The organism is Escherichia sp. E14S1 (genome assembly GCF_004211995.1).
Lineage (GTDB): Bacteria > Pseudomonadota > Gammaproteobacteria > Enterobacterales > Enterobacteriaceae > Escherichia.
In genome coordinates this window covers 63,218-77,996 of record NZ_RHJQ01000005.1, presented here as the reverse complement: position 1 = coordinate 77,996, position 14,779 = coordinate 63,218, and the positions used below count along the sequence as shown (strand labels likewise).

Annotated in this window: 10 protein-coding genes; 4 read left to right on the top strand and 6 right to left on the bottom strand. The window is 50.8% G+C overall.

The window, feature by feature from the left end; translation table 11 throughout:
* Positions 1-68 precede the first annotated feature (68 nt).
* The 3 genes from brnQ to phoB form a co-directional block, all read right to left on the bottom strand.
* Complete coding sequence (gene brnQ / locus D9734_RS06435) at positions 69-1,388, bottom strand: branched-chain amino acid transporter carrier protein BrnQ (protein ID WP_130206217.1); 1,320 nt, start codon at positions 1,386-1,388, stop codon at positions 69-71.
* Between the two features lie 405 nt (positions 1,389-1,793).
* Entirely contained in the window at positions 1,794-3,089 is a 1,296-nt protein-coding gene (gene phoR, locus D9734_RS06430; RefSeq protein WP_130206215.1) for a phosphate regulon sensor histidine kinase PhoR, read from the bottom strand.
* 57 nt (positions 3,090-3,146) lie between these two features.
* Positions 3,147-3,836, bottom strand: a complete 690-nt coding sequence (phoB, locus tag D9734_RS06425; RefSeq protein ID WP_000113933.1) for a phosphate response regulator transcription factor PhoB — start codon at positions 3,834-3,836, stop codon at positions 3,147-3,149.
* 189 nt (positions 3,837-4,025) lie between these two features.
* On the opposite strand from phoB, the gene sbcD reads away from it, so the two are divergent.
* From sbcD to araJ, 3 genes are all read left to right on the top strand, one after another.
* On the top strand, positions 4,026-5,228 hold the full coding sequence (sbcD, locus tag D9734_RS06420) for an exonuclease subunit SbcD (RefSeq protein WP_130206213.1): 1,203 nt from the start codon (positions 4,026-4,028) through the stop codon (positions 5,226-5,228).
* Positions 5,225-8,368 carry an exonuclease subunit SbcC gene (gene sbcC, locus D9734_RS06415; RefSeq protein ID WP_130206211.1) on the top strand — a complete coding sequence of 1,048 codons (3,144 nt, stop codon included), beginning with the start codon at positions 5,225-5,227 and terminating at the stop codon, positions 8,366-8,368. The genes sbcD and sbcC overlap by 4 nt, the downstream gene beginning before the upstream one ends.
* A 125-nt stretch (positions 8,369-8,493) precedes the next feature.
* Positions 8,494-9,678, top strand: a complete 1,185-nt coding sequence (gene araJ / locus D9734_RS06410) for an MFS transporter AraJ (RefSeq protein ID WP_130206209.1) — start codon at positions 8,494-8,496, stop codon at positions 9,676-9,678.
* 234 nt (positions 9,679-9,912) lie between these two features.
* Here araJ and mak read toward each other — a convergent pair whose 3' ends face one another.
* Positions 9,913-10,821 carry a fructokinase gene (gene mak / locus D9734_RS06405; RefSeq protein WP_130206207.1) on the bottom strand — a complete coding sequence of 303 codons (909 nt, stop codon included), beginning with the start codon at positions 10,819-10,821 and terminating at the stop codon, positions 9,913-9,915.
* 123 nt (positions 10,822-10,944) lie between these two features.
* Between mak and rdgC the strand changes: the two genes are divergently transcribed.
* Positions 10,945-11,856: a recombination-associated protein RdgC gene (rdgC, locus tag D9734_RS06400; RefSeq protein WP_130206205.1), complete on the top strand. Its 912-nt coding sequence runs from the start codon at positions 10,945-10,947 to the stop codon at positions 11,854-11,856.
* Between the two features lie 82 nt (positions 11,857-11,938).
* Here the strand turns inward: rdgC and D9734_RS06395 are convergent, their stop codons facing one another.
* Positions 11,939-12,394, bottom strand: coding sequence for a hypothetical protein (locus D9734_RS06395; RefSeq protein WP_130206203.1), 456 nt, complete (start codon positions 12,392-12,394; stop codon positions 11,939-11,941).
* On the bottom strand, positions 12,391-14,670 hold the full coding sequence (locus D9734_RS06390; RefSeq protein WP_130206201.1) for a DUF2773 domain-containing protein: 2,280 nt from the start codon (positions 14,668-14,670) through the stop codon (positions 12,391-12,393). The genes D9734_RS06395 and D9734_RS06390 overlap by 4 nt, the downstream gene beginning before the upstream one ends.
* Positions 14,671-14,779 lie beyond the last annotated feature (109 nt).

The window sequence follows — 14,779 nt, the reverse complement described above, 5'->3', positions numbered from 1 at the left end:
AACCCATCAACACAATAAAAAAACCACGGGGCATCGCAGCCCCGTGGTTAAAACAAATTTACAGTGATTTAGTGGGCGCTGGAGGTCACCTGACGACCTGCTGCGCGATCCCAGATAATGGCCAGAACCACCATCACCACCGTTGGCATTAACCACGCCAGACCTTGTTCGGCCAGCGGTAAACGCTGCGCCCAGGACGGTAAAATATCGCTGAATGCAGATGCTTTGATCCCGTCGAGAATACCAAAAAGCAGGCTGATAAACATCGGCGGAGCAATCACGCGGGACGAATTATGCCACCATGAGCGTGTAAAACTTAATACAACCAGTGCGATACACGGCGGATAAATGGCAGTCAGCACCGGTACAGAGATCTGAATCAGCTGGCTTAAGCCCAGATTAGAGACCACCATCGAGAAGCCGCCGAGGATAAACACCAGCGTACGGTATGAGAGCGGGATGTATTGAGCGAAGAATTCCGCACAAGCGCAGGTCAGGCCAACCGCCGTTACCAGACAAGCGATGAAGATTAACGCCGCCAGCAGGAAGCTACCGCCGCCGCCAAAGGTGTGCTGAACGTAAGCATGCAGAATAGCGGCACCGTTCGCGGATTGATCAACCAGCGACGCGCTGTCTGAACCCAGACGGAACAGCGCCAGGTACAGCAGAGTCAAACCAACGCCCGCCATCAGGCCAGCCCAGACAGTATAACGGGTCAGCAGACGCGCTTCGGTAACGCCGCGAGAACGCGCCGCGTTAACAATAACGATACCAAACACCATCGCGCCCAGCGTATCCATGGTCAGATAGCCGTTAACGAAGCCGTTAGAAAACGCAGCGTTTTGATAAGCCTCAGTTGCCGTGCTGATAGAACCCGCAGGCCAGACAATCGCGGCAACAGACAGGATGACCAGCGCGATAATTTTCAGCGGCGCAAGGAAGTTGCCCACGGTATCCAGCAGCTTGCCCGGATAGAGCGAAACCAGAATAACGATAGCGAAATAGACCAGGCTGTAGATAAACAGCGGCAGTGCGGAGTCACCCGTCAGCGGCGCAATGCCCACTTCAAAGGAGACTGTTGCCGTACGCGGTGTTGCAAACAGCGGCCCTACCGCCAGGTAGCAGACTGTTGCCAACAGCACGCCTGCGACTTTACCGATTGGTGTGCTCAGACTGTCAACGCCGCCGCCAACTTTCGCCAGCGCCACTACCGTTAATACCGGCAGACCAACGGCAGTAATGAGGAAGCCGAATGCCGCAGTCCAGACGTGTTCGCCTGCCTGCAAGCCGACCATAGGAGGGAAAATAATGTTACCTGCGCCAACGAACAACGCAAATGTCATAAAGCCCAGAGCGATGATATCGCGCGATCTTAACTGATGGGTCATAAATCATACTGCCTGTGGATGTGGTGTTGTAACGTTAAATTTTGTGCCAATCCCTGGGGATGATACAGCGGTATATTTAAACAATTTTAGCGGGAAATACTCCCAACCAGGCGCGGCGAAGAATAGTTTTTCGATTTACCGCGTGAATGCAGTCAGTATGACAGCACCTGAAGCGCAATTTAAACGCTTATAACGTTTTAAAGCAAGGAGGGATCTAAAAACCAGAGGGATATAATGATAAGAAATCACAAACCAGTATAAAACACTATTTCCGTGAAAAAGATATGGCTTATCATGCGAACAAAAAATCACCAGACATGGTAAAATTCAGCGCCCGTTTTTTGACTGCAAAGAAAAAAAGCCAGCATCGGCTGGCTTATGGCAACAAAAAATGACAAAGGCGGATTAATCGCTATTTTTGGCAATTAAACGTTCCGGCAGAACAAAACTGAAACGCGTACCTTTGCCCACCGTACTTTCAATATTGAGCCGGCTTTCATGATGATTTACCGCATGCTTCACGATCGCTAACCCCAACCCGCTACCGCCAGTTTGTCGGGAACGCGCTTTATCAACGCGATAAAAACGCTCGGTCAGGCGCGGAATATGCTCCGGTGCGATGCCCGGTCCATTATCTTCAACACTAAATTCGGCACCGTGCGGCACTCGCTGCCAGCGTACGGTGATATGCGTACCTTCCGGCGTATGATTCACGGCGTTATAGACCAGATTCGAAATCGCACTGCGTAACTGGTCTTCGCTGCCAGACACTTTGAGGCCGTTATCAATCTCAAAGGTAAATGTCTGTTTTTGCTGGCTCAGCGTCTGAGCTTCACGCTCAACGACGCGCAGCATCATCGGCACATCAACCTTCTCATTCAGCAACTGCGTCGGCGCGGCTTCAATTTTCGACAAGGTCAGTAACTGCTTCACCAGCCCTTCCATCCGCTGAGTCTGCTCACGCATGGTGTGCAACGCTTTTTCGCGTACCGCGCCTTCCAGCGGCTGCTCATCCATCATCTCCAGGTAACCCTGTAACACGGTCAATGGCGTGCGTAACTCATGGCTTACGTTGGCAAAAAAGTTGCGTCGCGCCCCTTCCAGTTGATGCATTTGCGTGACATCTCGCGCCACCATCAGCAGCTGTTTATGGGTATAAGGCATGACACGAATTTCCAGATGCCGCCCGGTGTTGAGCACCAGATTGAGCGGGCGAGAAAAATCACGCGTTTTCAGATATTGCGTAAACTCCGGATAACGCAGCAGGTTAAGGATGTTCTGCCCATTATCTTCCGGCCAGCGCAGACCAAGAATTTGTTGCGCCAGACCGTTACACCAGAAAATACCGCCCTCTTCCGTGGTCAGCACCACCGCATCGGGTAGCGACTCCGCGCCGCTACGAAAGCGTTTGATAAGATTACCCAGCTCGCGGCGGCGTTTTTTATTACGCAGTTGCATCTGGTGTAAACCGTACAGCAGCGGTTCCCAGCTACCACGCCCCGGTGGCGGGGTCATACTGCGATCCACCCACAGCCACCATGAAAGGCGCAATAAATTCCAGAAATGCCAGATAAGCAGTCCTGTTACCGATGCCAGCAAAAACCAGGGCAGGTAACCAAAAAATGCACCCAGGATGAAAGCCGGGAGGCAGCAAAGTAGCAGCTCCAGCACCAGCCTTTTCCACGACAGCCGTTCCAGCACGTAAGATACTCCAGTTAAGAAATCATAAGCCCTGCTCTGCGTCCGATGAGCAAGGCGTTAAAAGCGGGTTGAAAAACGATATCCTGTACCGCGCACGGTCTGCACCATGCGGTCATGCCCGCCGGGTTCCAGTGCTTTACGCAGGCGGCGAATGTGGACATCGACCGTGCGGTCTTCTACATATACGTTGGTTCCCCAGACGTGGTTTAGCAGTTGCTCGCGACTGTACACGCGCTCGGGATGCGTCATAAAAAAGTGCAGCAGTTTAAATTCAGTCGGCCCCATCTCCAGCGGTTCTTCGCCCGCCATCACCCGGTGAGATGTCGGGTCGAGACTTAGCCCCTGCATCTCAATCACCTCTTCCACCGCCATCGGCGATATACGGCGCATTACCGCTTTGATTCGCGCCACCAGCTCCTTCGGCGAAAACGGCTTGGTGATATAGTCATCCGCACCGGTTTCAAGGCCGCGCACGCGATCTTCTTCTTCCCCTCTGGCGGTCAACATCACAACCGGAATATCACGGGTCATCGACTCACGCTTGAGATGTTTGATGAACTGGATACCGGAGCCGCCGGGTAACATCCAGTCGAGGAGAATTAAATCCGGCCAGGGTTCATTCAGTTGGTTCACAGCACTGTCATAATCTTCCGCTTCGACCGGCTGGAAGCCATTTTGCTCGAGCACGAAGCAGACCATTTCGCGAATTGGAGCTTCATCTTCTACGACCAGAATACGTCTCGCCATGATTTGCCCTGTTGTAATAAATAGATTGCGATCATTAATGCGACGTCATTATGCGTCAGATTTATGACAGATTTATGAAAAGCTCGTCGCACATATCTTCAGGTTATTGATTTCCGTGGCGCAGAAAAAAGCAAATGGCACATCTGTTTGGGTATAATCGCGCCCATGCTTTTTCGCCAGGGAACCGTTATGCGCATCCTTCACACCTCAGACTGGCATCTCGGCCAGAACTTCTACAGTAAAAGCCGCGAAGCTGAGCATCAGGCTTTTCTTGACTGGCTGCTGGAGACAGCACAAACCCATCAGGTGGATGCGATTATTGTTGCCGGTGATGTTTTCGATACCGGCTCGCCGCCCAGTTACGCCCGCACGTTATACAACCGTTTTGTTGTCAATTTACAGCAAACTGGCTGTCATCTGGTGGTACTGGCGGGAAACCATGATTCGGTCGCCACGCTGAATGAATCGCGCGATATCATGGCGTTCCTCAATACTACCGTGGTCGCCAGCGCCGGACATGCGCCGCAAATCTTGCCTCGTCGCGACGGGACGCCAGGCGCAGTGCTGTGCCCCATTCCTTTTTTACGCCCGCGTGACATTATTACCAGCCAGGCGGGACTTAACGGTATTGAAAAACAGCAGCATTTGCTGGCAGCTATTACTGATTATTATCAACAACACTATGCCGATGCCTGCAAGCTGCGCGGCGATCAGCCTCTGCCCATCATCGCCACGGGACATTTAACGACCGTGGGCGCCAGTAAAAGTGACGCCGTGCGTGACATCTATATTGGCACGCTGGACGCGTTTCCGGCACAAAACTTTCCGCCAGCCGACTACATCGCGCTCGGGCATATTCACCGCGCGCAGATTATTGGCGGCATGGAACATGTTCGCTATTGCGGCTCCCCCATTCCACTGAGTTTTGATGAATGCGGTAAGAGTAAATATGTCCATCTGGTGACATTTTCAAACGGCAAATTAGAGAGCGTGGAAAATCTGAACGTACCGGTAACGCAACCCATGGCGGTGCTGAAAGGCGATCTGGCGTCGATTACCGAACAGCTGGAACAGTGGCGCGATGTATCACAAGAGCCACCTGTCTGGCTGGATATCGAAATCACTACTGATGAGTATCTGCATGATATTCAGCGCAAAATCCAGGCATTAACCGAATCACTACCTGTCGAAGTATTGCTGGTACGCCGGAGTCGTGAACAGCGCGAGCGTGTGTTAGCCAGCCAACAGCGTGAAACCCTCAGCGAACTCAGCGTCGAAGAGGTGTTCAATCGCCGTCTGGCACTGGAAGAACTGGATGAATCGCAGCAGCAACGTCTACAGAATCTTTTCGCCACGACGTTGCAGACCCTCGCCGGAGAACACGAAGCATGAAAATTCTCAGCCTGCGCCTGAAAAACCTGAACTCATTAAAAGGCGAATGGAAGATTGATTTCACCCGCGAGCCGTTCGCCAGCAACGGGCTGTTTGCCATTACCGGCCCAACAGGTGCTGGAAAAACGACCCTACTCGATGCCATTTGTCTGGCGCTGTATCACGAAACCCCGCGCCTCTCTAACGTTTCGCAATCACAAAATGATCTCATGACCCGCGATACCGCCGAATGTCTGGCGGAAGTGGAATTTGAAGTGAAAGGTGAAGCGTATCGCGCGTTCTGGAGCCAGAATCGGGCGCGTAACCAGCCGGACGGTAATTTGCAGGTGCCACGCGTAGAGCTGGCGCGCTGCGCAGACGGCAAAATTCTCGCCGACAAAGTGAAAGATAAGCTGGAACTGACGGCGACGTTAACCGGGCTTGATTACGGGCGCTTCACCCGTTCGATGCTGCTTTCACAAGGGCAATTTGCTGCCTTCCTGAATGCCAAACCAAAAGAACGCGCGGAATTGCTCGAGGAGTTAACCGGCACCGAAATCTACGGGCAAATCTCCGCAATGGTTTTTGAACAGCATAAATCGGCCCGTACTGAGCTGGAGAAACTGCAAGCGCAGGCCAACGGCGTTGCATTATTAGCGCCAGAACAGCTGCAATCGCTTACAGATAGTTTGCAGGTACTCACTGACGAAGAGAAACGGTTACTCACTGCGCAGCAGCAAGAACAACAATCAATTAACTGGTTAACGCGTAAGGACGAGTTGCAGCAGGAAGCCAGTCGCCGTCAGCAGGCACTGCAACAGGCGTTAGCCGAGGAAGAAAAAGCACAACCGCAACTTGCGGCCCTCAGTCTGGCGCAACCGGCACGAAATCTTCGTCCGCACTGGGAACGCATCGCAGAACACAGCGCGGCGCTGGCGCATACTCGCCAGCAGATTGAAGAAGTAAATACTCGCTTACAGAGCACAATGGCGCTTCGCGCGAGCATTCGCTACCACGCGGCGAAGCAGTCAGCAGAATTACAGCAGCAGCAACAAAGCCTGAATGCCTGGTTACAGGAACACGATCGCTTCCGTCAGTGGAACAACGAACTGGCAGGTTGGCGTGCGCAGTTCTCCCAACAAACCAGCGATCGCGAGCATCTGCGGCAATGGCAGCAACAGTTAACCCATTCTGAGCAAAAACTTAATGCGCTTGCGGCGATCACGTTGACGTTAACCGCCGATGAAGTTGCTAGCGCCCAGGCGCAACATGCTGAGCAACGCCCACTGCGTCAGCGCCTGGTCGCACTGCATGGGCAGATTGTTCCCCAACAAAAACGTCTGGCGCAGTTACAGGTCGCTATCCAGAATGTCACTCTGGAACAGACGCAACGTAATGCCGCACTTAACGAAATGCGCCAGCGTTATAAAGAAAAGACGCAGCAACTTGCCGATGTCAAAACCATTTGCGAGCAGGAAGCTCGCATTAAAACGCTGGAAGCCCAGCGCGCGCAGTTACAGGCAGGTCAGCCTTGTCCACTTTGTGGTTCCACCAGCCACCCGGCGGTCGAGGCGTATCAGGCGCTGGAACCGGGCGTTAATCAGGCCCGGCTATTAACGCTGGAAAACGAAGTGAAAAAGCTCGGCGAAGAAGGCGCGGCGCTGCGCGGGCAACTGGATGCATTAACGAAGCAGCTTCAGCGTGATGAAAACGAAGCGCAAAGCCTCCGACAAGATGAGCAAGCACTTACTCAACAATGGCAAGCCGTCACGGCCAGCCTCAATATCACCTTACAGCCACAGGACGATATTCAACCGTGGCTAGATGCACAAGATGAGCACGAACGCCAACTGCGATTACTCAGCCAACGGCATGAATTACAAGGGCAGATTGCCGCGCATAATCAGCAAATTATCCAGTATCAACAGCAAATTGAACAACGCCAGCAGCAACTCTTAACGGCATTGGCGGGTTATGCACTGACATTGCCACAGGAAGAGGAAGAAGAGAGCTGGTTGGCGACACGTCAGCAAGAAGCGCAGAGCTGGCAGCAACGCCAGAACGAATTAACCGCGCTGCAAAACCTTATTCAGCAGCTGACGCCGATTCTGGAAACGTTGCCGCAAAATGATGAACTCCCGCACAGCGAAGAAACTGTGGCGCTGGAAAACTGGCGGCAAGTTCACGAACAATGCCTCGCGTTGCAAAGCCAGCAGCAAACGTTGCAGCAACAGGAAGTTCTGGCAGCGCAAAGTCTGCAAAAAGTTCAGGCGCAGTTTGACACCGCGCTACAGGACAGCATTTTTGACGATCAGCAGGCATTTCTTGCGGCGTTCATGGATGAGCAGACGTTAACTCAGCTGGAACAGCTGAAACAGAATCTGGAAAACCAGCGTCGTCAGGCGCAAGCGCTGGCCACTCAGACAGCTGAAACGCTGGCACAGCATCAGCAACACCGACCTGGCGGACTGGATCTCACGGTGACGGTGGAACAGATTCAGCAAGAGTTAGCGCAAACTCACCAAAAGTTGCGTGAAAACACCACTCGCCAGGGGGAAATTCGCCAGCAGCTGAAGCAGGATGCAGACAACCGTCAGCAACAACAAACCTTAATGCAGCAAATTGCACAGACGACGCAGCAGGTTGAGGACTGGGGATATCTTAATTCGCTGATTGGCTCCAAAGAGGGCGATAAATTCCGTAAATTCGCTCAGGGGCTGACGCTGGACAATCTGGTCCATCTGGCTAACCAGCAACTTACCCGGCTGCACGGTCGCTACCTGTTACAGCGTAAAGCCAGCGAGGCGCTGGAGGTCGAAGTTGTCGATACCTGGCAGGCAGATGCGGTACGCGATACCCGTACGCTTTCCGGCGGCGAAAGTTTCCTCGTGAGCCTGGCTCTGGCGCTGGCGCTTTCGGATCTGGTCAGCCATAAAACGCGTATTGACTCGCTGTTCCTCGATGAAGGTTTCGGCACGCTGGATAGCGAAACGCTGGATACCGCCCTTGACGCACTGGATGCCCTGAACGCCAGTGGTAAAACCATCGGGGTGATTAGCCACGTTGAAGCGATGAAAGAGCGTATTCCGGTGCAGATTAAAGTGAAGAAGATCAACGGACTGGGCTACAGTAAACTGGAAAGCGCGTTTGCGGTGAAATAACTATTCAGCAGGATAATGAATACAGAGGGGCGAATTATCTCTTGGCCCGGATGGTCGTTATCCTGCAAGCTATCACTTTATTGGCTACGGTGATTCGTAGCTGCTCTGTTGGTTGTGATGGTGGTATGAAAAAAGTTATTTTATCTTTGGCACTCGGCACATTTGGCCTGGGGATGGCTGAATTTGGCATTATGGGGGTGCTCACGGAGCTGGCGCATAATGTGGGAATTTCGATTCCAGCCGCCGGGCATATGATTTCGTATTATGCGCTGGGGGTGGTGGTCGGTGCGCCGATAATCGCGCTTTTTTCCAGTCGCTACTCACTCAAACATATCTTGTTGTTTCTGGTGGCGTTGTGCGTCATTGGCAACGCCATGTTTACTCTCTCTTCGTCTTACCTGATGCTCGCCATTGGCCGCCTGGTTTCCGGTTTTCCGCATGGCGCATTTTTTGGCGTCGGGGCGATCGTGTTATCGAAAATTATCCAACCCGGCAAAGTCACCGCCGCCGTGGCGGGTATGGTTTCCGGGATGACGGTCGCCAATCTGCTGGGCATTCCGCTGGGGACGTATTTAAGTCAGGAATTTAGCTGGCGCTACACCTTTTTATTGATCGCTGTTTTTAATATTGCGGTGATGGCATCGGTCTATTTTTGGGTACCGGATATTCGCGACGAGGCGAAAGGAAAGCTGCGCGAACAATTTCACTTTTTGCGCAGCCCGGCCCCGTGGTTAATTTTCGCCGCCACGATGTTTGGCAACGCAGGTGTGTTTGCCTGGTTTAGTTACGTTAAACCTTACATGATGTTTATTTCCGGTTTTTCGGAAACGGCGATGACCTTCATTATGATGCTGGTCGGACTGGGGATGGTGCTGGGGAATATGCTAAGTGGCCGGATTTCCGGACGTTACTCGCCGCTACGCATTGCGGCAGTGACTGACTTTATTATTGTGCTGGCACTGTTGATGCTCTTTTTCTTCGGCGGCATGAAAACAACGTCGCTTATTTTTGCTTTTATTTGTTGCGCGGGATTATTTGCCCTTTCAGCACCGCTGCAAATATTGTTACTGCAAAATGCCAAAGGTGGGGAGTTATTAGGTGCCGCGGGTGGGCAAATAGCGTTTAACCTCGGTAGCGCCGTGGGTGCTTATTGCGGCGGGATGATGCTGACGCTGGGGCTGGCGTATAATTACGTGGCGTTACCTGCCGCCCTGCTCTCGTTTGCTGCGATGTCCTCATTGCTGCTGTATGGTCGCTATAAGCGCCAGCAAGTAGCGGAGAGTCCGGTGCTGGCGAAACCACTGGGATAGGTTGTAGTCACGGTGCACGTTACTTGTTGCCGGATGCGGCGTGAACGCCTTATCCGGCCTACGGGATGCTCATTTTGTAGGCCTGATAAGACACGCCTGTGTCGCATCAGGCATCTGAGCACGGTGCCGGATGCGGCGCGAGCGCCTTATCCGACCTACGGCTGCTTATTTTGTCGGCCTGATAAGACGCGGCAAGCGTCGCATCAGGCATGATGCACCAATTGCCTGGGTTTTTTACTCTTGTGGCCATAACCATGCGGCGCCGCGTACGCCGCTGGAATCACCATGCCTCGCCTTACGCACGGGCGTTTCACATTCGCCACCGAAGACAAATTGTTTAATCAACGGCGGAACCGTTTGATATAAACGGTCAACATTGCTCATCCCTCCGCCTAGGACAATCACATCCGGGTCGAGAATATTCACCACATGCGCCAGCGACTTCGCCAGTCGTAGCTCATAGCGACGCAATGCCAACTCGGCAACCGGATCGCTTTCTTCAACGAGACGAATAATTTCACTGCCTTTCAGTGCATGTCCGCTTAAACGACGATAATCTGTGGCAAATCCGGTACCCGAAATAAAGGTTTCAATACAGCCTTGTTTACCGCAATAACAAGTGACTTCCTCGCGATAACGCAGTTCGTCTTCGTCCATCCACGGTAGCGGATTGTGTCCCCACTCGCCTGCCGTGCCATTGCCGCCGATATGCGCCCGCCCATTGAATGCCACGCCCGCGCCGCATCCCGTGCCGATAATCACAGCAAATACCGTCTGCGCTCCCGCTGCCGCGCCATCTACCGCTTCCGAAACCGCCAGACAGTTGGCGTCATTTGCCAGCCGCACTTCCCGCTGCAACCGCGCGCTTAAGTCTTTATCGAATGGCTGACCGTTAAGCCAGGTTGAATTGGCATTTTTCACCACTCCGGTATAGGGTGAAATCGAGCCTGGGATCCCCATCCCCACTGTTCCACGCTGCCCTGTCGCCTGCTCCGCCATATCAACCAACGTGGCGATCGTTTCAATAGTCTGGCGGTAATCATCACGCGGCGTGGGCAGACGATGGCGGTACAACTGCTCCCCTGCATCGCCCAGTGCAATCACTTCAGTTTTGGTGCCGCCTAAATCGATACCTATACGCACGGTACTCTCCTTATTTTTTCAATATCAATAGCGTAGAGACGGACAACCGGATTGGCAATGCAAGGCCGCCGACAATTCGTTATCATGCCCGCTAAATTTAACGACAAGGCCGTGGAAATTATCATGCTGTGGTTCAAAAATTTAATGGTTTACCGTCTTAGCCGCGAGATTTCGCTGCGTGCAGAAGAGATGGAAAAACAGCTAGCCTCGATGGCATTTACCCCATGCGGCAGCCAGGATATGGCGAAGATGGGCTGGGTTCCTCCGATGGGATCGCACAGCGATGCGTTAACGCACGTTGCCAATGGTCAAATTGTTATCTGCGCGCGCAAAGAAGAAAAAATTCTCCCGTCTCCGGTCATTAAACAGGCGCTGGAAGCGAAAATCGCCAAACTGGAAGCGGAACAGGCGCGTAAGCTGAAGAAAACCGAAAAAGATTCGCTGAAAGATGAAGTGTTGCACTCTCTGCTGCCTCGCGCCTTCAGCCGTTTCAGCCAAACCATGATGTGGATCGACACGGTGAACGGTTTGATCATGGTGGACTGCGCCAGCGCCAAAAAAGCGGAAGATACGCTGGCACTGCTGCGTAAAAGCCTGGGGTCGTTACCGGTTGTGCCATTGAGCATGGAAAACCCGATTGAACTGACGCTGACCGAATGGGTACGCTCCGGTAGCGCGGCACAGGGCTTCCAGCTGCTTGATGAAGCCGAGCTGAAATCGCTGCTGGAAGATGGCGGCGTGATCCGCGCGAAGAAACAAGATCTAACCAGCGAAGAGATCACCAATCACATTGAAGCCGGAAAAGTGGTGACTAAACTGGCGCTCGACTGGCAGCAACGCGTTCAGTTTGTGATGTGCGACGATGGTTCGCTCAAGCGCCTGAAGTTCTGCGACGAGCTGCGCGATCAAAACGAAGATATCGACCGCGAAGATTTTGCCCAGCGTTTTGACGCCGATTTCATCCTGATGACCGGCGAACTGGCAGCGTTAATTCAAAACCTGATCGAAGGATTGGGCGGCGAAGCGCAACGTTAATAGCTGGTTTGCCTTCAATGCCGGATGCGACGCCTCGGTGCGTCTTATCCGGCGTACGAAGCCATGCCAGGCATTAATCTAATCATTCGCTACGTCGGATGATGATTTTTAACGCTGCAATATTGTGTGTTTTACGCCGTAACTGATCTAACCGCCTCGTCCCGATTCGCCTGTCGGCAGCACGCAGAATATTCACTACCCCCCACTTATCACTGGCAAACTGTTTCGTTAACAGCTCCGCTTTCGGTGTATCAATATATTCACGCAATAAATTAGAAATTGAACAAATATCCGTCAGGTAAGGATACCAGCAAGTTTCGCCGTGAAAATTTCGCACCCCATGATTACCCGCGACAAAATCTTTTGGATAATCCCAGATAACATCTTGATCCAGAGTGATCCAGTAACGCGGCAAATCGGTGCTTCCACCATTTTGGCTGCGCATTGGATAACGGGTACAGTGAATTTGCAGATTGATGGTCGGCGTCAGTAAATCATAGATTTCCCGCTGTAATTTACTCCAGGGCCGTGACCTCATTTTAATTCCTCAAGCTTATTGCGCGCTTCACTACGAATTTTCCGTGTCGATCCGGTTTTAACTAATTCACGTAATTGTTGTGGATCAGGATGATCGGCAAATAACAGTAAAGACGGATCCTCTTTTAACCACGCCGTTTTCACCTTAGCAGGCAGTTGCGGGTTGGCAATCGCTCCCTGACGATCCTGCGGTGTAACCAATGCTGTGAATGCAGAAGTCGGCGTATGCGCATTAATCAACGCCGTTTTACGTAATTGTTCATGCCGACTTTGCAGTAATGCCAGCCAAAACTCATCATCAGGCTTATCTGTCAGCTTATCCAGCTCGATTAAAATAACGCTATCATCATCATTCCAGCGACGTAATCCTCTATCACACTGCCTACGATTACTATTTGTCATGTCTGTAACAGACAGCGCCCAGTCAGAATTAAAGCGATATTGCTTATCAAGACGGGCAATAATCTCTGAGGGTAAATCATTTTTATCAAATAACTGATTGCGCATCCGGTAACGATATTCAGCCGGTAAATCAGGCAGCAAATCGATGGCGTCATTGAGCATTGCTTCATCTACTATGCCATTATCAATCAGTTCCAGTTGTATATCATACGCCTGCTCCTGATCTTCTTGCCGTTTGCTCATCATTAATTGCAATGTGCGCTGCCACAATTTTTTCTTATATTCCAACGGCAGCAGTTTATCGTGTGCTAATTTATTCCAGATAGCGGGGTTATCATGATGTGTCAGGAGATAGTTAATCACTTCAGTTGACGTCAGATAACGCACACCTTCACTTAAATATTGTATATCTTCTTTTGCCAGCGACAGTTGGCGCGCTTCAGGTAAAGCAATAAATAATGCCATAACGATATTTTTATGGTCTTTATTATCGAGATACATTTGTTCTGCAATACGTTCAATATCGGGAATACTCATGTTTGCAGAAAGCCGCGTAACTTTTAGTTCCACAAGGGCATGAGCTACGGCTTCACGGACCTTAATTGATTGATCGTTACTCAGCGCCACGGCTTGTCGTGTAGTCAAATCGGCACCAGCAATTCGTTCGCGTAGTTCATCATCATCGCTATTTATCAGTTCATCCACCACAGATGTTGGCGCCAGCCACGCGTAATCGTACTGGCTGACTAACGTCTTACGCACAATCGGAAACGGACTCTGACTTAATAGGGCAATGAGTTCCGGAGAAAGATTATCCTGTCTGGCCTGCTCGAGTTGGACGCTCTCGACAGGCGTCGACATTAATTTTTCATTCACTTCTGGTGAAATATCGCTGTTTTTAATCAGTCCTTTCGCCACTGCCTGGTCTTTAATAAAAGGCGCGGTGAGTAAATGCATTTGCCTGGCGGGCCAACGCTGCGCCATATATTCTCGTGTCTGGTCATCAGGATGCTGTAGCAATTGCAGCATAACATCAGTTGGTAGACTCTCCATGCGAGTCAGAAAACGCGCCACCAGCGGATCTTCATGCTTAACGTTGCCAGCCGCAAATTTTTCGACCTTGCCCTGTTCAATCCACTGCAATTTTTCACTTAACCCCGATACAGGTTTATCGCGAAACAACGGCAATCCCTGGACAATACTGGCCGCTACACTGTCATAATCAGGATAGGCATTTAAAACATTGTCGGTTTCAATTTCAGTAATCTCATAGAGATCGGGCTCAAACAGCGAATACGCTTTTCGAATATTCGCATCCCAGTCATAATTTTCATTGCTGGTATCTTCGTTGATATAAAACTCAGCGTTATTAACCTCAAATTGCGTCGCCTTGTCTGAAACAATAATTCCGCGAGCCGTAATACCTTTCATTACTTCAAAGTTATGATCATTATAATCAGCATAGACTAAACCTTTCGCTTGCATCTCACCTTTGACGTATGCGAAATCATGATTAATAAAGTTGTCGACAATCACATTGCCCAACACAATGAGTTGACCATCACCTGCCGAATAATCATCATAATCACCATTAATGGTTAAATTCCCCTTGACCACCAGGGTATGCTTATTACTAAAATTGCTGGGTATTGATAAATCTCCATTATGATAATACCAACGAATGTTATTTTTAAGCATATAAGAGGCTTCCATACTATCATCGGTTTCCTCTTTAACTCCATTACGTTCTTCTGCGGTCATGATATGGAAATCTGACTTAATAAGATCATCGCTAGTGATCCACTCTGCAGCGTAAACATTTTCGGTGGCAATAAATACAACCATACAGATGATCAATATTTTTATTTTATTCATAATCTTCACTGATATTAATATCAACCTTGATAGATTATGAATATATAGAAAATAGAAAAATTAGCAGCAATGGAGATTTTATTATTCGTGAAATAAGGAATATTTCAGA

What these genes read in the sequence shown, in the direction of transcription:
- brnQ (WP_130206217.1), bottom strand. Translation starts at nt 1,388, where the DNA reads ATGACCCATCAGTTAAGATCGCGCGATATCATCGCTCTGGGCTTTATG.
- phoB (WP_000113933.1), bottom strand. Translation starts at nt 3,836, where the DNA reads ATGGCGAGACGTATTCTGGTCGTAGAAGATGAAGCTCCAATTCGCGAA.
- sbcD (WP_130206213.1), top strand. Translation starts at nt 4,026, where the DNA reads ATGCGCATCCTTCACACCTCAGACTGGCATCTCGGCCAGAACTTCTAC.
- sbcC (WP_130206211.1), top strand. Translation starts at nt 5,225, where the DNA reads ATGAAAATTCTCAGCCTGCGCCTGAAAAACCTGAACTCATTAAAAGGC.
- araJ (WP_130206209.1), top strand. Translation starts at nt 8,494, where the DNA reads ATGAAAAAAGTTATTTTATCTTTGGCACTCGGCACATTTGGCCTGGGG.
- rdgC (WP_130206205.1), top strand. Translation starts at nt 10,945, where the DNA reads ATGCTGTGGTTCAAAAATTTAATGGTTTACCGTCTTAGCCGCGAGATT.
- D9734_RS06395 (WP_130206203.1), bottom strand. Translation starts at nt 12,394, where the DNA reads ATGAGGTCACGGCCCTGGAGTAAATTACAGCGGGAAATCTATGATTTA.
- D9734_RS06390 (WP_130206201.1), bottom strand. Translation starts at nt 14,670, where the DNA reads ATGAATAAAATAAAAATATTGATCATCTGTATGGTTGTATTTATTGCC.